The organism is endosymbiont 'TC1' of Trimyema compressum (assembly GCF_001584725.1).
Taxonomy (GTDB): domain Bacteria; phylum Bacillota; class TC1; order TC1; family TC1; genus TC1.
Window position 1 is genome coordinate 193675 of sequence record NZ_CP014606.1, and the last position, 18259, is coordinate 211933.

Genomic DNA, 18259 nt, shown 5'->3' on the forward strand with positions numbered 1-18259 from the left:
AAAATGAGAAGAGATTATATGTCATATTTGAGGAAATTTCATGAAGCTAAGTGGGATGAAGAATTTATTTTTGAATTAAGTGTTCCAGGGCAACGAGGCGTTTTAGTACCTGAAGCAAGTGAGGGTATTAAAAAAGCAGTAGGAGATGGTATCAGCATTTTACCTTCTAGTTTAAGACGTAAAGAGCCTCCTAAATTACCCGAGGTTCATCAGATGAGAGTTAATAGACATTTTATGCGTTTATCCCAAGAAGTTTTAGGAGCCGATATTGTACCTGGTATTAGTCAAGCGACTTGCACTATGAAGTATAGTCCTAAAGCGCAGGAACATCTCATGAGTAGAGATCCTAATATGACAGAAATTCATCCTTTGTAACCAGAGGAAACTCTCCAAGGATTATTTGAAATTTACCATCAGACTGAGTCCTTTTGCAAGGAAATTTCCGGTATGGATGCTTTTTCCTTTCAGCCAGGAGGTGGGGCTCATGCAACCTTTGCAGCAGCGGTTATTATTAGGGAATACTTTAAGGAAAAAGGTGACTTTAAAAGAGGTGAAGTCATTACTACTATTTTTACTCATCCTTGTGACGTTGCCACACCGGCTGTTGCTGGTTTTAAAATTATTACACTAATGCCTGATGAAAATGGTTACCCTGATTTAGAAGCTTTTAAAGCAGCTATTTCTGATAAAACTGCAGCTATTTATATTACCAATCCTGAAGATACAGGAATTTTTAATCCAAGGATTAAAGAGCATGTGGATATTGCTCATGAACATGGTGCAATTTGTTATTATGATAAAGCCAATGTTAATGGGGTAATGGGTGTATCTCGAGCAAAAGAAGCAGGTTTGATATGATTCACTATAATCTTCATAAAACATTTTCTTCGCCCCATGGTGGTATGGGACCTGGCTGTGGTGCATTAGGGGTGTTAGAATATTTAGAAAAATATTTGCCGAGTCCTAGAGTAGCTTATGATGGCGAAAAGCATTCTCTTATTACTAAAGATGGCAGTATTGGTAAAGTGCGTTCTTTTATTGGCAACGCTTCTATTGTTGTTAGAGCCTATATGTGGATTATGCAGTTGGGACCAGCTGGTATTAAAGAAGCAGCTGTTATTTCTGTATTAAATAATCAATATATGATGAAGCAAATAGAGAAAATTCCAGGTGTAACTATTTGGTATGCTGAGGGTAAACGCAGAATGGAACAGGTTCGCTATAGTTGGCAAAAACTTAAGGAAGATACAGGAGTTGGTACAGAAGATGTAACTAGAAGGCTTATTGATTTTGGTTATGAGCATTATTGGATGTCCCATCATCCTTGGGTTGTACCAGAGCCATTTTCTTTAGAACCTTGTGAATCTTATAGTAAGGATGATATTGATGAATTTTGTACAGTTTTGAGACAGATTTCTAAAGAAGCTTATGAAAATCCAGAGTTTGTTAAAAATGCTCCCTACAATGCTCCGATTCATAATATTGAAAATCCTCATGTAGATGATTATGAAAAAAATTGCTACTACTTGGAGACAATGGGTGAAAAGAAAGATGCGATTTAAATGAAATAAATTGGTTTAATTGTTAACCCTTATGCAGGGATTGGTGGCCCCAGTGGTTTAAAAGGCAGTGATGGAGCAGAAATTAGAGATTTGGCTTTTAAAAGAGGAGCTGTACAAAAGCTGCTAGCCGAGTGGTGGATACTTTGACTTACGTGAAAAAGCATTATAATGGGGATATTAAATTTATTACTTACACCCTTATGACATGGGGGCTAATGAAGTGCTTGCAGTTGGATATAAGCCTGTTATTAAAGGGGTTTTAGAGGAGGGGGGTCAATTACCTCCTCCTCGGATACAAAAAGGGCTGCAGAATTGATTTTAGCTGAAAATATTGATTTGCTTCTTTTTGCTGGAGGGGATGATATGGCTCGAGATATACGAAAGGCTATAGGCGATGCTCCTATTCCCGTTATATGGAAGAAATATACTATATTTTATTGGACCAGGAAGCACTACTAAGGAAATACCTAATTTATTAAATTTTAAAGGCACTCTTTTAGGTGTTGATGCTATTTTAAATAGGAAACTAATTGGCGCAGACTTAAGTAGTGGGGATATTCAACGTTTAATTAAAGAGAAGGGTGAAAAAGGCATTAAAATTATAGTGACTGTTATTGGTAGTCAAGGTTATTTATTTGGTCGAGGCAACCAGCAGTTTACACCGGATATATTAGAGCAAGTAGGTAAGGAAAATATTATTGTAGTAGCTACAAAAGATAAATTACTGGAAGAATGTCAATAGAGTAGATAGAAAAAGTGAAATTAAGTTTTAATAGAAGTGAAAAAATAGTCTTCTTTGGAATTAGGAGAAAGAATGTTATTAGCAGAGTGGGGACGTATAGGGGGTTGTAGAAGCCCTCAATGTGTTCAAAGCAGGAAAGCTTAATTTGAGCAAAGGAAGAAAAAGACCTACGAAGAATTTCTTCTTTTTTCATATATTTAAAAAGGACTCAACGACAGCATTGTCCCAAGGATGAGAAAGCTTAGAAAAAGATTGAATGATACCAAAAGAATCAAGGAGCTTTCTAAAGATAAAAGAAGTATATTAGGAACCTCTGTCAGAATGAAAAATAAGAGAAGTAGAAGGTTTTTGAGAATAAAAGGCTTTGATAAAAGTATCCTTAACAAGAGAAGTATCAATTTTAAGAGAGAGCTTCCAAGCAATAATTTTACGAGAAAATAAATCCATAATAACACAGAGATAAGCAAAAGAGGCATTTAAATTAATATAGGTAATGTCACTAGCCCAGACTTGATTGGGCTGAGGAACATTAAAATTTTGATTTAGGTAGTTAGGGCAATCAAAATTGGGAATAGACCTCGGATGAATAAACCGAAGTTTGATAGTAGGCATTTTAGGAAGATTCATGTCAGTCATCAGGCGGCTCGCTCTACCAATACTGATGTTGATGCCATAGTCATAGGAAAGAAGAGCCTTAATCTTAGATGGGCCAATACGTCTCTTAGTAAGATGACAAATCTCCGAGAATAAGCTGACGGAGTTTTTAATTCTCAATAGTTCTAGGAGAAAGTTTTTCCGAAAAGTATTTGTAATAGGAGCTGCGGTTCACTTTAAGGACATGACAAAGAAAAGAGATAGCGTGCTGAAAACGAAGGGTATGAACAGCCATTAATCTTTGTCTGAGTGAGGCGTGAATATGGCAATTGCTTTTTTTAAAATGATATTTTCCTCCTAGAGTCGAGCATTACGCTTTTGAAGATCCTTAATCTGCTTAGCGGTTAGAATAGTATCATCATCAATTCTAACCTGAGAATAAAGTTTAATCCACTTGTGTAAAGCAGACATGGAGACACCATATTCTTTAGAAAGTTGGGATTGAGTTTTACCGTTTTGGTGTAAATTAACAATACTTTTTTTAAATTCTTCATCGTATTTCTTGTAATTATTCATAATTTTATCCTTTCTTATGTGTCTACTTATTTAAAACATGTTTCACTTTTTCCTGTCTACTTTTTTAGTATATGTCCAAAAGGTTTCTCTAGTGCCAAGACCATTTATTGTGGATACAGGTAAGGAGAGAGTACTAATAAAATGTTAGAGGGCTACATAAAAGTTATTGTTGGCTTAACCGATTATACTTATTATAAAGCGAGTCAATAAAAAGGAGGAATTAAAATGTTTTTCTTTAGAAGGAAAAGTAGTGATTGTTAGTGGTGCTTCACAAGGTGTAGGTTTAGCTATATCTAAGCGCTTTACTGAAGCGGGAGCAAAAGTAATAATGGCGGATATAAATGAGGATCTAGGTATTGCAGAAAGTGAAAAAATTGGTGCTGACTTTATTAAAATAGATGTGAGTAAGGAAGATGATGTTAAGTCTTTAGTAGACTATGTAATAGAAACATATGGTACTATTGATGCTTTAATTAATAATGCAGCTATTATTATTCCTGAAGAAGATGTGCCTGATATAGATGTGGAAACAGCTAAGAAATTATTTGATATAAATTATTTTGGCTATTTCAGAATGATTAAGTATTGTGCACCCTATATGCCGAGTCAATCCGCTATTATTAATTTGGCTTCCAATGCTGGGGTTCAAGCATTTCCAGGCTATGCTGCCTATAACTCATCAAAGGGCGCTATTATTTTATTAACGAGGACTGTAGCTCTTGAATTAGCAGATCGAGGCATTCGTGTTAACTCTATTTGTCCTGCTAGTATTGATACTCCTATGCTCTATCAAGAGGTTTGCGAAAATGAACTAAAATGAGTCAATATGCATGGCCTTTAGGGGGGCACAAGGCCTTGTAAAGCTGAAGAGGTTGCTGCTGCTTTGGCCCATTTTCTAGCAACAGATGATTGCTTATATATAACGGGTGAAGATATTCAAATTGATGGAGGCTATAAAGCAGGTATTGGTAGAAAAGGAATGCAAAAGTGGATTGAAGATTAGCATTAGAAAGGGAGATATCTCATGATGGATAAAAAAATAGAGAATTTAATATGTAACAGTGTAGAGGTTCTAAGAGAAGAGCTTATTAGAGCAGTTTCCGAAACTGTTAGAATTCCTAGTGTTAACCCTTTGTATGAGGGGCCTTTAGAGGAATCAGAAAATGGAGAAACTTTAGTAAATGCCTATATGGAAAGTATTATGAAATCTATTGGTTTATTTACAGATGTGTGGGCTGAGGCCGAAGGGCGCAATAATCTTGTTGGCATTTATAAAGGTGATGGTAATGGTAAATCTTTACTGTTTAATGGTCATGTAGATGTAGTGCCTCCTGGTAATCACAATCAATGGCAAGAACCTCCTTTTAGTGGAACTATTAAAAACGGGAGTATTTGGGGGCGAGGAGCAGTTGATATGAAAGGTGGTAATGCTGCCATTCTATTTACCTTAAAAGCCCTATTGATGAATAATCTAAAACCTAAGGGTGATGTTTTAATTCACAGTGTTGTAGGTGAGGAAACTAAGAGTAATTTGTTAGGAACTACCGCTTGCCTTAAAAAAGGCTATACAGCTTACGCTGCTATTGTTGCAGAACCTACATGTGGTGATAACCATTTTATATTAATCCGGCTTCTTCAGGTATTTTTGAAATGAAGTGGACTGTAGAAGGTAAAGCAACCCATGCTGGTTTACGGCGGGAAGTAGTGAGAGATGGAGGAGCTGGGGAACTTGTAGGCGTTGATACTATTGAAAAAGGTGTGATTATTTATAGAGCGCTTAAGTACTTAGAAATTCGATGGGGACAGACTAAAAAACACCCTTTATATAAAACGGGAAATTTTTGTATTAATGGTGCTACTATTAATGGTGGAACAGGTCCTAGAATTATTCCTGATAACGTAGAAATGAGCTATGCGATTTTTTATCATCCTCAAGACAGTCCTGAAGCAATAAAAAAGAAGTTGAAGAACAAGTTGAAGCCTATGGAAACACTGACCCATGGCTTAGAAAGCATCCACCAAAAGTAGAATGGCTTTTTAATTGGCTGTCTTTTGATATTTCTGTGAACTCAGATATTTGTAAAACATTACAATCAGTAGTACGAAAAGTAACACCAACTGGGGGGAGAAATTACAGGGATGTTTGCTGTTTGTGATGGCTCATTTATTAATGAGTATAATATTCCTGTTATGGTTGTTGGTCCTGGCCAGTCAAAATATGCCCATACTGTTGAAGAACATTTAGCTATTGAAGAATTAGTTAATGGCGCTAAAATATATGCTTTGCTTATAGCAGAATGGTGTGGGATTCAAAAAAATTTAGTATTATCAAAGATATACATATTACATAACACAAGTGTATTAGGATATTCTATAAAATATTTCTATTGAGAAAATGTAAAACAAGATTGACAAGCTGTACTATTTAAGACTATAGTACGATTGAAAGATAAAATAAAATGATTTAACTAATTGAAATAAATCTCCTATATGAGAAAGTTTTGAGTTCATTTATATAAGTGTAGTATGGGTATTTGCTAATATAGGTTAAATGAACTCTTAATTGTTTCTTTAAAAGTTGAGCGCAAAGTTTAAGAATGGGCTTGGTCAAATGAAGAATATTTTGATAACCAATGTATTAAGAAATTACAAAAATAAAAAATGATAATTACAAGTGAAGTTATTTTTCCTTGTGATTTTTTGCATCAATAGACTGGAAACATAGAAAGAAAGGAGTGGAAGTATTAATTAAGATGTAATAAAACCCTGTTTCATAAAAGGACAAGTATTCTAAAAAAGGTCTAGTTTAAAGTTAATGAAATTCATTATTTTTTATTGCAATTATTATATATTATTTCTCATCATTATAAACAAACTAGCATATATTTTTTAAAATACGAATCATTATTTTATGAATGGTTTAAAAGATTATTACAGACATAAATGTTTCCTAGTTTTTTATAGATATAAAAGTGATTTTATTTGAAGTCAAAATGTAAGTCTTATTAATTACATAAGACTATATTACTATTGCTATATATAAAATTTAATACTGAGACTCCAAATAAGGTCAAATTATTGATCTATTTTCATTTGTCTTTGTATGATAAATGAATTAAAGGAGGAAGAACATTATGAAAAAGCATTTATTAGCCTTATTAGGCTTATTATTTATTATAAAACAGGTTGTGGTACAGGTGATACCATTACAGATAACCCAATAAACCATATCTACGGACCTAATGAAGTCATTAATATTTATGATAATGTTGATACAGGTGATTTAATTGGAACCTTAAGAGTTACCTCTGCAAATGTTTTATCTGAAGGCCCTAACTATATTAGCCAGATGGCTTCTATTGATGAAGAGGGGAATTCTGTTTATGAAGAAGTTCCTTATGCTCAGATTATTCAAATTAATTATGTTTATGAAGGAACTGCCGGTGCATCAAAAAGAATTAGTGGTGTCCAATTTTGATGTTGAGGATGGGGGGGGTGGAAATAGGGCCATTAATAATCCTGATATTGCCTACAATATAATTCCTGTTGAAAATGTTCAGAGTTTTGTAGTTTTAACTAAAAATAATACTACAGTTTTAAATATTGATTTTAACTATAAGGCTTTTCAATTTGAACCTACAGCTAAAATTATAATGAGAATATCAGATAATGAAGTTGGCGAGCCAATTGTTGCAGAGCCTCAAGACACAAAGCCTGAACCCGTTAAGGAAACACTTATAACGCCAGCATCTACTAGAGTAGTGAATCGGAATACAGATGGTTTCAAAGATAGAATTATAGAATTACAAATATTATTGCTGAAAGAGATAAAACCATTGAAGGCTTAAAAAAGACCACTGATGAATTAAATAATGAAAAAGTGCTGAGTGAAGGTAAGAAGAACAAAGACCTATTAGTTTTTCTTGTTTCAGGGCTAGGGATTACAGTATTTATATTAGCAATGACTATTTATGGAAAGAATAAAGATATAGCAAAGTTATTAGCTCAGTTAGAAGATAAAAAAGAGTAGTAATTGTTTTTGAATTATGAAGTAAGATGGACAGTTTGAATTCTTAGTGAATAAGAGATGGCTGTCCATCTGCTAGTATTATTAAAATTAAAAACTTGATGGGAAAGAGTAGTCTATTTATTCTACGATCAGAGTGTAGAATAAAACCTTTCTATAAAAAATGCATAACAATATTAACTATATGTGCTATTTTAACTATAATACAACCGAATGATAAAAATGCAATGATTTGATTAGTTGACATAAGTCTCCTTATTAAGAATATTTTGAGCTCATTTACATAAGGTCTTGATTTGTGGCAAAGTTGCGTAATATTTATTTTTTGAATAGGGGATATAATGGGTAAATTTGAATTTGATGGTGAAAAATACAAACAAGCTTCGAAGCATCAAAGGGAATGGGGAAATAAGCTAATATCAGGAATTGATATCAAAGGGAATGAAGCTATTTTAGATCTTGGCTGTGGTGATGGCATATTATCAAAAAAATTATCAACATTAGTCCTGATGGGAAAGCAATAGGTATTGATGCATCTGTTAATATGATTCAAACAGCAAAGAAACTTGAAGCAGAAAATTTAACATTTATTTGCTTGGATATTAACGATATTGAGTATAAAGATTCTTTTGATATTGTATTTTCAAATGCGGCTTTGCACTGGATTAATAACCGTCAACAGCTATTGCAAAATAGCTTTACCGCATTAAAGAAAAATGGAATGCTAATATGGGACTTCGCTGGAAACGGTAATTGCGCTACTTTTCTTGACACTATAAGAAAAGTAATTGACATGCCTTTATATCAAGATTATTTCAGTAGTTTTGAATGGCCTTGGTATATGCCTGAAAAAGATGATTATATGAGTTTAGTTGAGAAGGCAGGCCTCAAACAATTTGATATTTCTTATGAAAATGCTGATAGGTATTTTTTAAATAGTAATGAAATGATTAAATGGATAGATCAACCAAGTATAGTTCCCTTTCTGAAATATGTTCCTGAGAATAAAAAAGAGGATTTTCGTAATACTATTGTTGAAATTATGAAAGATAAGACGACACAATCCTGATGGAAGCTGTTTTGAAACATTTAGAAGGATTAATATTAAGGCGGTAAAGTGAAATTTTTGCTATTAAGAAAAATATTGTTTATAAGGATAACGCCGATTTTTTTGAGTTGCGTTTCACCTTAGATTAATAGAAAAGAGTAGGGGTTAGATTTAAAATAAAAAGGCATGAATAAATATTCATGCCTTTTTTAATTTACGTTATTTATTAATTTAATTTACGTCTTGTTGCCTTAGCTCTTAAAGTGTTATTTAAGATTTTTTCTAAGACGAATATTCTTTGGGGTTATTTCAACTAATTCATCGTCTTCAATAAACTCAATAGATTGTTCTAAGCTTAGGTTTTTCTTAGGATTAATTCTTAATGCTTCATCGGCGCCAGAAGAACGCATATTACTTAAATGCTTTTGTTTGCAGACATTAATTGTAATATCTTCTCCTCTTGCATTTTCGCCTACAATCATGCCCTCATAAACATCGACACCAGAGTCAATAAATAATGTCCCTCTATCCTGAGCATTAAATAGACCATAATCTGTTGAAGTACCATTTTCAAATGCTACAATAACTCCTTTTTTTCTAGAAGTGATTTCGCCTTTTGCTGGTTCATAACCAAGGAAGCTATGGTTCATAATACCATTACCTTTAGTATCTGTCATAAACTCTGAACGGTAACTAATTAAGCTTCTGGCAGGTATTTTAAATTCTAAACGTGTGTAGCCTTTATTACCTGTTGTCATATTGACAAGCTCAGCTTTTCTAAGACCAACTTTTTCCATAACGGCGCCCATAAATTCTTCTGGAACATCAATAACTAAGTTTTCAATTGGCTCATTTTTGACACCGTCGATTTCTTTGTAGATAATAGACGGTTTTGAAACTACAAATTCATAGCCTTCACGACGCATAGATTCAATAAGAATTGAAAGGTGAAGCTCTCCTCTGCCTGAAACTTTAAAACTTTCTGCAGAGTCTGTATTTTCAACTTTTAAACTTACATTTGTTTCTACTTCTTTAAAAAGGCGGTCTCTTAAGTGTCTTGAAGTAACATAATCACCTTCAAGACCTGCAAAAGGACCGTTATTTACGGAAAATGTCATGGAGACTGTAGGCGCATCAATATCTGTAAAAGCTAATGGTTCTACATGATCTACATCACAAAGTGTTTGACCTATGTTAATATCGCCTAAACCTGAAATTGCTACAATATCACCTGTTTCTCCTATTTCAACCTCTTCCCGGTTTAGCCCTGAATAGGTGAAAATTTTACCAATTTTAGCTTGTCGTTTACCTTCATCTGTTGTTGTAATGATAATAGGTTGAAGTCTTGTTGGTCGTCCTCTTTTGATTCTACCTAAGGCAATTCTACCTAAGTATTCATCTCCTTCGATATTTGAAACTAACATTTGAAATGGACCTTCACTATTACCTTTATGAGGGCCTACAATATCTATAATGGTTTCAAAAAGAGGCTCCATAGTTTCCCCAGGAGTATCTAAGTTAAGCGTTGCAATACCTTGTTTTGCAGATGCAAAAACTACAGGAAATTCTAGTTGTTCATCATTTGCATCTAATTCTATAAATAAGTCTAAAACTTTGTCGATTACTTCCATTGGCTGTGCGCCTGGTCTATCAATTTTATTAATGACTACGATTGATTGTAAATTTTGCTGCAAAGCTTTAGACAATACAAAGCGAGTTTGAGGCATTGGCCCTTCGAAAGCATCGACTAATAAGAGTACACCATCAACCATATTTAAAACACGTTCAACTTCACCACCAAAGTCTGCGTGACCTGGTGTGTCTACAATGTTAATCTTATTTCCTTTGTAATAGACAGAAGTGTTCTTTGAGAGAATGGTTATACCTCTTTCTCTTTCAAGATCATTAGAGTCCATTATTCTATCATCTACTTGTTCGTGAGCACTGAAAGTACCCGATTGTTTTAAAAGCTCATCTACCATAGTTGTTTTACCATGGTCAACGTGGGCTATAATGGCTATATTTCTTATTTGATTCATGTTTTCTCCTTTGTTGTTTAAGTATGGTATTCTTTTTGGATTTGTTACAACACCTAATTATACCATTTTCATATTAAAAGTAAAAGCACCTCAATAAAATTAAGGTGCTTTTATGGGTGATTTATGGGATATTTTTTAGCTAACTAGGTACAGTTAACTAAGTAATTTTTTCAAATAAATTTATAATGATTCAAAACAGCTTTGTTATTGTATAATAATACTTTCTAAATCCTGTTTATTTCCTCTGAAAATATTAAAGTCCACAGGGCCTTTAATTCCTTCTATTAAGCCAGATTCAGTGTATTGCCAGAATGTCCAAATACTTTCATCCAAAGCTGGTTCATCAGCATAGTCTGCATACCATATCATATAGTCATTAAAAACACCTTCTACGTATGTATGAAAAGTATTTTTATTAATATAGAAAATTGGTTTGACTTCATAATGCTCTTCAATTTTATTAACAAATACTCTTATTTCTGTAATAATTTCTTCTCTATTTTCACCTATTAACTCTAAATCAATTACAGGTGTCAGTACATTCTTTTCTTTTGGGACCTGAGCAATAAATGCTTTAGCCTGGTCAGCACCACTAGTACCTACAGTGAAAAAATGGTAAGCACCTTTGAGAAAGTTGTACTCGCTAGCATTTTGCCAATTACCTTTAAAGAAAGGGTCATTATATGTAGTGCCTTCTGTTGCTTTTATAAAAACATAGTTGATTTTATCATGGGGAAGTGCCTGCCAGTCTATTTTACCTTGGTGATTGGAAACATCAATTCCTTTTAAATTTTTGCCATTACCAATTGTAAAGTGGTTTACTGGAGGTTGTACCATTAAAGTTATAAATACGCCTATCATCAATAGACCTACTAGAAGAATTCCTATAATTAGGATTTTCTTATCCTTAAGTGTAATGGCCTTTTTTCTGTTGTTTTTTCTTTTCATGTTAACTCCATTTTAAATATTTACATTTCTACATTATAGTATAATTTTAAAAAAATTCCAATTAAAACAACAAGAGTACCGGATGGTGTATTCCGGTACTCTTGTTTCCTTAAATATATTAAGGGTATTAAAATGAAAAAATTTGTATAGGGTGTTCTACAAGTATTAGTATGCTTGAGGCATGTGTCTTTTGTGTGTGTTTTATGTTAAGTTTAGCAAAAGATAGTTCTTCTAACCTAAACTTACATCAAGAACCATCATTAAAATGAAACCTAGCATCAGTCCAAATATACCAAAATGATTTTTACCGGAAGTAGTTTGTTGAGCTTCAGGAATAAGTTCTTCTGATACAACATAAATCATAGCTCCAGCAGCAAATGCTAATGCATAAGGTAAAAGTAGATTTATTTTAGTAACGAGTAAAGCGCCAATAACACCTGCAATGGGCTCTACAATACCCGGAAGCTTGACCATAGAAAAAGCCTTTGGATGACTTAAACCTTCTTGGCGTAAAGGAATAGAGACCGCTGCCCCTTTCTGGGAAATTTTGGATACCAATACCGATAGTTACTGAAATTGCTGCTAAAAGAGCAATTTCAGGAGAAGCTGCTTGACTAATTGCACCAAAAGCAACACCTACAGCCAGGCCTTCAGGAATATTGCGTAAGGTTATGGAGAATACTAAAAGAATAGTTCTTTTTATATGGCTCGGCAGCCCTTCCTGTTTCTTATGTTTACCAAAGTGGATATGAGGAATAAGGCGATCTGCTAGATATAAAAAGAGACCACCTAGAGCAAATCCGATACCAGCTACTAGCCAGGTAATACTACCATTTTCTTCAGCCAGCTGGATAGCAGGATCAAGGAGTGACCAAAAGCTTGCAGCAATCATGACGCCAGAAGCAAACCCTAACATTAGACTTAGAATATTTTTGCCAATGCCAATGTTTTTAAAAAAACCAGAGCCGCCCCAAGGGCAGTCATGCCATAAGTAAACAAAGTACCAACTAAAGCTTGTTGCCAAACTTCTAATCCTAATAACCAGTTAATCATTATGCAATCTCCTTTCAAGTTTTCTTTATTAATTTAATTATATCATTAATATTGTTCTGTTAATATAGTAGGCAATTAAATGAGGAATGCCTATAAATGAGGATTTTATTTTCAAATAATGTTAAAATTGGAATGAAAGAGCAGGTGGAATTTATATGGAAGAAATAAGTATATTAGTATGTGTTAATATTAATAATCAGGAAGCATTGGATTTTGATTATTCTATGGAAGAGCTAAAGCAACTATCTGAAGCCTGTGGCATTAATGTCAAGGGACAGGTTACCCAGAATTTAAAGGCAATCCATAAAGACACCTATGTAGGGAAAGGTAAAATAGAGGAAATCAGAGCAGTTGTTGAGGATAATGAAGCTACTGTTTTAATTGTTAACGATGAGTTATCACCTTCACAAATAAGAAATTTAGGTAAAGCCTTGGCTATCTGTGTTATTGATCGTTCTATGGTTATTTTAGAAATATTTTCTTATGGGGCTAAAACTAGGGAAGCGAAACTTCAGGCGGAGGTGGCTCAACTTCAGTATATGCTTCCAAGATTAATTGGCTCAAGACTCTATTTAAGTAGACAGGGTGGTGGCTCAACTTTAAGAAATAGAGGGGCCGGGAAAACTAAACTTGAATTAGATAGAAGACAAATTGAAAAGAAAATTGTCACTTTAAATAAAAGACTGGAAACTTTAGTTAAAGAAAGACAAGTTCAAAGAAATAGAAGAAAAAAGCAACATTTACCTATTGTAAGTCTAGTAGGCTATACAAATGCGGGGAAATCTACAATAATGAATCGGATAATTGAATTATTTGGACATTGCAAAGAAACTAAAAAAGTTCTTGAAAAAGATGCTTTATTTGCAACGTTAGAAACATCAGTGAGACAAATTGTATTAGAGGATAAAAAGAGTTTTCTCTTAACAGATACAGTTGGCTTTGTGGATAAGCTTCCCCATCATTTAGTTAAGGCATTTCGTTCGACTTTAGAAGAAGTAATAGAATCTGATTTATTAATACATGTTGTTGATGCTTCTTATGTTAAGATGGAAAACTTAATAAAGGTTACTGAAAAAACCCTTGATGATATTGGCGTAGATTCTATTCCTATGATTTATGCTTTTAATAAAAATGATTGCTTAGATATGGTTATTCCTAAAATTGTAAGAGAAGGTATATATCTTTCAGCTAAAGAAAACATAGGTATTGAGGAATTAGTAGGAATAGTTAAGGAGTACTTATATAAAGACTATCTGCTTTGTGAATTGCTCATTCTAAAGGAGATGTTGAGGCTTATTTTAATCAAGTCAGTACTGTGCTTTCAACCACTTATAAAAAAGAAGGCATTCTAATGAAGGTAGAATGTCAGAAAAAGACTATGAAAAGTACCAGGAATATAGGTTTAAGTAGTCTTTTATAGCATGACAAGTATATAGGGATATGTTATGATTAAGTGTATTGAAGATAGGGCGTTATAACATTGGATGATTTGTATTGGTTTCCTGAAAGCAGATTTCCTATTTTATTAAGTATCTTTAATGTAAAAGAAAACCGAGTAGGAAAGAGGTAAATATGGAACAGAAAAATTTTTCAGAGTTAGGTATATCAGAAGCCATACAAAAAGCAGTTAATGATATTGGGTATGAGGAGGCTACAACTATTCAGTCAATGGCTATTCCTTTAATATTAGAAGGAAAAGATGTGATTGGTCTATCTCAGACAGGGTCTGGTAAAACTGCGGCTTTTAGTATTCCGGCTATTGAAATGATTGAGAACGGGTCTTCAAGAAAACCCCAAGTTCTCATTGTATGCCCAACTAGAGAGTTGGCAATACAAGCTTCCGATGAAATTAGAAAATTTTCTAAATATAGAGAGGGCATTAAAACTGCGCCAATCTATGGAGGTCAACCGATTGATAGACAAATTCGTCTTTTGAAAACTGGCTCAGCCATTGTAGTAGGAACACCTGGTCGTTTAATGGATTTAATGAGACGTAATGTTTTAAAACTAGATCAAGTTAAAATGGTTATTTTAGATGAAGCAGATGAAATGCTTACAATGGGCTTTAAAGAAGATATTGAAACTATTTTAAAAGAAGTGCCTGAAGAAAGACAAACTATTTTATTTTCAGCTACTATGTCTGCTCAAATAATGAAAATTGCTAAAAGATTTCAAAAGGACCCAGTACAGTTAAAACCTATGCATCAACAGTTAACTGTACCAACTATTGATCAATATTACTTTGAGGTACCAAGAGGAGCTAAAATAGATGTATTATGTAATGCGCTAGATGTTTATAATCCCACCCGTTCAATTGTTTTTTGCAACACGAAAAGACAGGTAGAAGAGCTTCAAAGTGAACTTCAGAGTAGAGGCTACTTAGCAGTTGGTCTTCATGGTGATATTAGACAAAGTAGTAGAACTCAGATTTTAAATTCATTTAAATCAGGGACTAATGATATTTTAATTGCTACAGATGTGGCTGCTAGAGGTATTGATGTCGATGATGTTGAGATTGTATTTAACTATGATATTCCCCAAGATGAGGAATATTATGTTCATAGAATTGGCAGAACTGGCAGAGCCGGTAAACATGGTGAAGCTTATACATTTGTTGTTGGCAAAAAACAAATATATGCGTTAAATGAAATTAGACGCTTTACTGGCAAAAAAATAAAATTAAAAGCAATTCCGACAAATGATGATATTTTTGAAACAAAACAGAATAAATTAATAGAAGATATTAAAGAAATTTTAGAAAAAGGTAAAGATTTATCAAAGTATGCAGCTGTAATTGATTCTTTAATGGAAGAAAATTATACAACTATTGATATTGCTTCCGCTCTTATTAAAATGAAACTTAAAGTTAAAAAGAAAAATAATCCATTGCTAACTAAAGAAAATATGAGTCGCTCTCATAGTGATGAAAATATGGTTACTTTTAAAATGAATATTGGTAAAGCAAATGATATTTCCGTTAATAATATTTTAAGTGCAGTTGCTAATGCAACAGGTCTTTCAGGAAAAGTAATTGGTAAAATTACAGTTAATGACAAAGTCAGCTATTTTGATGTGCCAGCGGAAGAGGTGGAGCATGTGGAAACAGCCATGGTTAATACGACAATTAAAGGTCGTAGAATAAAAGCTGTTTTATCTGAACGCAAACCAGATAGAAGACCACCAAGAAAAAGAAGACGTTAAAAAGTGTTTAAGCCATTCTTAATAAGGATGGCTTTTTAATTACTGAAAACTTGAATAGAAGGAGGATTTTTTGTACAATGGATTAAGTAGATAAATATTGAGAGGAGTCTGAAATGGATAAGAAGACAATTGCTGTTTTAGTACCTTGTTATAATGAGGGGTTGACAATTGCTAAAGTTGTGGCTGATTTTAAAGAGGCCCTACCAGAAGCTACAATTTATGTTTATGATAATAACTCCAAAGATGATACGGATAAAGTTGCTTTAGAAGCAGGAGCTGTTGTCTGTTACGAGTATCGCCAGGGTAAAGGTAACGTTATTAGGAGTATGTTTAGGGATATTGATGCTGATTGCTATATTATGATTGATGGAGATGATACTTATCCTGCTGACCATGCTCGAGAAATTGCCAATCTGATTTTAGAGAATAAAGCAGATATGGTTATTGGTGATCGTCTATCTTCAACCTATTTTACAGAAAATAAAAGAGCTTTTCACAATTCTGGGAATAAAACAGTACGTTTTCTAATTAACAAGCTATTTAAAAATAATGTGAAAGATATTATGACTGGTTACAGAGGTTTTAATAAAGAGTTTGTTAAAACTTTTCCAATTCAAGCAAAAGGATTTGAAATTGAAACAGAAATGACCATTCATGCTCTTGATAAAAATATGCGAATAAGAGAAGTGCCTGTAGATTATAGAGATAGACCTAATGGTAGCGAATCTAAATTGAATACAATATCTGATGGTATGAAGGTTATGAAAACTATTTTTTCTTTATTTAAAGATTATATGCCTCTGAAATTTTTTGGTATGTTTTCTTTGCTAACATTAATTATCAGTGCAATTTTATTTATTCCAATTTTTATAGAATTTTTTCAAACAGGTTTGGTTCTGAGATTCCCAACATTATTTGTTTCTTTAGTATTTTTATTAATTGCTGTATTCAGTTTTTTTACAGGTGTTATTCTAGATGTTGTTAATAAAAAAAATAGACAGTTATATGAATTAATGGTAACTTTAAATTATAAAAATATAAAATAAACTAGCCCCTATTGTATTTGACACTAGGGTTTTTATTGACTTTTTTATGACCATGTTATAATTTAGTGAGCTAATTTCATAGCAATATATAATTATGAAACATAATTACAGGAGGAGAAGATGATTAAAGTAATTGGCATTTGCGGGAGTCCAAGAATATGTTCTTAAAGAATCATTAAAGGTATATGAATTAAGCTGAGAAGTAGAAGTTGAATATATTATGCTAAATGGTAAAGAAATAGCACCCTGTAATGGCTGTGGTTATTGTAGGGAAAATAAAACCAACTGTGTGATTAAGGGCGATATGAATGATTTATTAGAAGTATTTTTAACTGGTGATGCCTATGTAATTGCTTCACCAGTTTATGTTCTTAATGCTACGCCTCAATTAGGGGCTTTTTTTAGTAGAATGCGTTCTTTGTTCCATATAGCCAAAAACACCATTAAGAGATAAGTTTGGCGTTGCAATGGCTGTTGGTGGAACCCGTAATGGTGGTCAGGAAGCGACGGTTACAACTATTTTAAATATGATGATGGCTAAGAGGCATAAATATTATCAGCAATGAAACAAGAGGGTACTCAGGTGCCTTTATTTGGTCTGCTGATCAGGGTGCAGAAGGTGCTGAAAATGATTCTTTTGCTTTGGACAAAGGCAAAGCTTTAGTTAATAAACTAGTGGAAATAACAAGTTGTGCTATAAGCAAGGCAAACAGTAGGAGGTTACCATGAATAAAATTAAAGATTTAAGATCATTTATTGATGTGCTAAAAGAATATAATGAAGTAGTTTTTGTTGATAATGAAGTGGACTCTAAATATGAATTGTCTGCTGTAATAGCAACCTTAGAAAAAAGAAGGACCTGCCCCCCCGTTTTAAAAGAATGTTAAGGATAAAGATTTTTCTGTTTGTGGTGGAATATTAGGTTCCATGAATAGAATTGCTTTGGCATTAGGTTGCGAAAAAATGAAATTACAGATTTTTTAGGGGATTCTTTAGAAAAGCCAATAAAACCAATTGTATTTCAAAAAGGCGTGTGTCAGGAAAATATTTATATAGGTAATGCTGTAGATTTAGAAAAAATACCTATTCCTATTCATGCACCAAAAGATGGTGGTCCATTTATTACAGGAGGAGTTGTTGTTAGTAAAGGTCTGTATAGTGAAGTTCAAAATCTTTCTTTTTAGAGAATGCAAGTTAAAGGAAAAGATAAATTGAGTATTATGATTAATGAGTGGCGTCATTTAAAAGATTTTTATGATGAAGCAGAAAAGGAAGGAAAACCATTGCCTATTTCTATAGTAATTGGAGCAGACCCTGTTATCTATATAGGCGCAGGGTTACGATATGGGGGGGAGATGAAGCAGAAATAGCTGGAGCAATAAGGGGGAGAAGCCTGTTGAGGTTGTTAAAAGTATTACCTCGG

Annotated in this window: 15 protein-coding genes and 7 pseudogenes; 18 read left to right on the plus strand and 4 right to left on the minus strand. The window is 33.3% G+C overall.

Annotated features, from left to right (window positions below; translation table 11 throughout):
* The first annotated feature begins 3 nt into the window (after positions 1-3).
* Positions 4-1566 (plus strand): annotated as a pseudogene (gene gcvPB / locus AZF37_RS01280) (aminomethyl-transferring glycine dehydrogenase subunit GcvPB).
* Positions 1567-1956: 390 nt separating this feature from the next.
* Positions 1957-2304, plus strand: a complete 348-nt coding sequence (locus AZF37_RS01285; RefSeq protein ID WP_088369238.1) for an NAD(+)/NADH kinase — start codon at positions 1957-1959, stop codon at positions 2302-2304.
* 20 nt (positions 2305-2324) lie between these two features.
* On the opposite strand, the pseudogene AZF37_RS01290 reads toward AZF37_RS01285, so the two are convergent.
* Positions 2325-3474: pseudogene (locus tag AZF37_RS01290) on the minus strand (IS3 family transposase).
* 250 nt (positions 3475-3724) lie between these two features.
* Here AZF37_RS01290 and AZF37_RS01295 point away from each other — a divergent pair.
* The 9 genes from AZF37_RS01295 (at position 3725) to AZF37_RS01325 (ending at position 8570) form a co-directional block, all read left to right on the plus strand.
* A complete protein-coding gene (locus AZF37_RS01295; RefSeq protein WP_162473797.1) occupies positions 3725-4294 on the plus strand; it encodes an SDR family NAD(P)-dependent oxidoreductase in 570 nt (189 codons plus the stop codon).
* Between the two features lie 204 nt (positions 4295-4498).
* Entirely contained in the window at positions 4499-5128 is a 630-nt protein-coding gene (locus AZF37_RS01300; protein ID WP_088369240.1) for a M20 family metallopeptidase, read from the plus strand.
* Positions 5125-5502, plus strand: a complete 378-nt coding sequence (locus AZF37_RS01305) for a peptidase dimerization domain-containing protein (protein ID WP_088369241.1) — start codon at positions 5125-5127, stop codon at positions 5500-5502. Before AZF37_RS01300 ends, AZF37_RS01305 begins: the two co-directional genes overlap by 4 nt.
* A 111-nt stretch (positions 5503-5613) precedes the next feature.
* The gene (locus AZF37_RS01310; protein ID WP_088369242.1) at positions 5614-5865 is read left to right on the plus strand and encodes a M20/M25/M40 family metallo-hydrolase; all 252 of its coding nucleotides are present in this window, start codon (positions 5614-5616) and stop codon (positions 5863-5865) included.
* Between the two features lie 712 nt (positions 5866-6577).
* On the plus strand, positions 6578-6952 hold the full coding sequence (locus tag AZF37_RS01315; RefSeq protein WP_088369243.1) for a hypothetical protein: 375 nt from the start codon (positions 6578-6580) through the stop codon (positions 6950-6952).
* The gene (locus tag AZF37_RS01320; RefSeq protein WP_088369244.1) at positions 6918-7322 is read left to right on the plus strand and encodes a hypothetical protein; all 405 of its coding nucleotides are present in this window, start codon (positions 6918-6920) and stop codon (positions 7320-7322) included. Before AZF37_RS01315 ends, AZF37_RS01320 begins: the two co-directional genes overlap by 35 nt.
* A gap of 32 nt (positions 7323-7354) precedes the next feature.
* Positions 7355-7504: a hypothetical protein gene (locus AZF37_RS10220; protein ID WP_162473798.1), complete on the plus strand. Its 150-nt coding sequence runs from the start codon at positions 7355-7357 to the stop codon at positions 7502-7504.
* A gap of 338 nt (positions 7505-7842) precedes the next feature.
* On the plus strand, positions 7843-8025 hold the full coding sequence (locus tag AZF37_RS11235; RefSeq protein ID WP_245612000.1) for a hypothetical protein: 183 nt from the start codon (positions 7843-7845) through the stop codon (positions 8023-8025).
* Positions 8026-8045: 20 nt separating this feature from the next.
* On the plus strand, positions 8046-8570 hold the full coding sequence (locus AZF37_RS01325) for a methyltransferase domain-containing protein (protein ID WP_245612001.1): 525 nt from the start codon (positions 8046-8048) through the stop codon (positions 8568-8570).
* Positions 8571-8775: 205 nt separating this feature from the next.
* On the opposite strand, the pseudogene typA reads toward AZF37_RS01325, so the two are convergent.
* From typA to AZF37_RS01340, 3 genes and pseudogenes are all read right to left on the minus strand, one after another.
* Positions 8776-10588, minus strand: a pseudogene (gene typA, locus AZF37_RS01330) (translational GTPase TypA).
* 204 nt (positions 10589-10792) lie between these two features.
* The gene (locus AZF37_RS01335; protein ID WP_088369246.1) at positions 10793-11536 is read right to left on the minus strand and encodes a glycoside hydrolase family 25 protein; all 744 of its coding nucleotides are present in this window, start codon (positions 11534-11536) and stop codon (positions 10793-10795) included.
* A 231-nt stretch (positions 11537-11767) separates the two neighbouring features.
* Positions 11768-12589: pseudogene (locus AZF37_RS01340) on the minus strand (ZIP family metal transporter).
* A 155-nt stretch (positions 12590-12744) separates the two neighbouring features.
* On the opposite strand from AZF37_RS01340, the pseudogene hflX reads away from it, so the two are divergent.
* The 7 genes and pseudogenes from hflX (at position 12745) to AZF37_RS11240 (ending at position 18206) form a co-directional block, all read left to right on the plus strand.
* A pseudogene (gene hflX, locus AZF37_RS01345) lies at positions 12745-13999 on the plus strand (GTPase HflX).
* 162 nt (positions 14000-14161) lie between these two features.
* Positions 14162-15790, plus strand: coding sequence for a DEAD/DEAH box helicase (locus AZF37_RS01350; RefSeq protein WP_088369247.1), 1629 nt, complete (start codon positions 14162-14164; stop codon positions 15788-15790).
* A gap of 113 nt (positions 15791-15903) precedes the next feature.
* Positions 15904-16836: a glycosyltransferase family 2 protein gene (locus tag AZF37_RS01355; protein ID WP_088369248.1), complete on the plus strand. Its 933-nt coding sequence runs from the start codon at positions 15904-15906 to the stop codon at positions 16834-16836.
* A gap of 214 nt (positions 16837-17050) precedes the next feature.
* A pseudogene (locus AZF37_RS01360) lies at positions 17051-17290 on the plus strand (flavodoxin family protein); the annotation flags it as partial.
* A gap of 271 nt (positions 17291-17561) precedes the next feature.
* A complete protein-coding gene (locus tag AZF37_RS10815; protein ID WP_172793049.1) occupies positions 17562-17723 on the plus strand; it encodes a hypothetical protein in 162 nt (53 codons plus the stop codon).
* Between the two features lie 28 nt (positions 17724-17751).
* Positions 17752-17820, plus strand: coding sequence for a hypothetical protein (locus AZF37_RS12620; RefSeq protein ID WP_342668697.1), 69 nt, complete (start codon positions 17752-17754; stop codon positions 17818-17820).
* Between the two features lie 47 nt (positions 17821-17867).
* A pseudogene (locus AZF37_RS11240) lies at positions 17868-18206 on the plus strand (UbiD family decarboxylase domain-containing protein).
* The last annotated feature ends 53 nt before the right edge of the window (positions 18207-18259 follow it).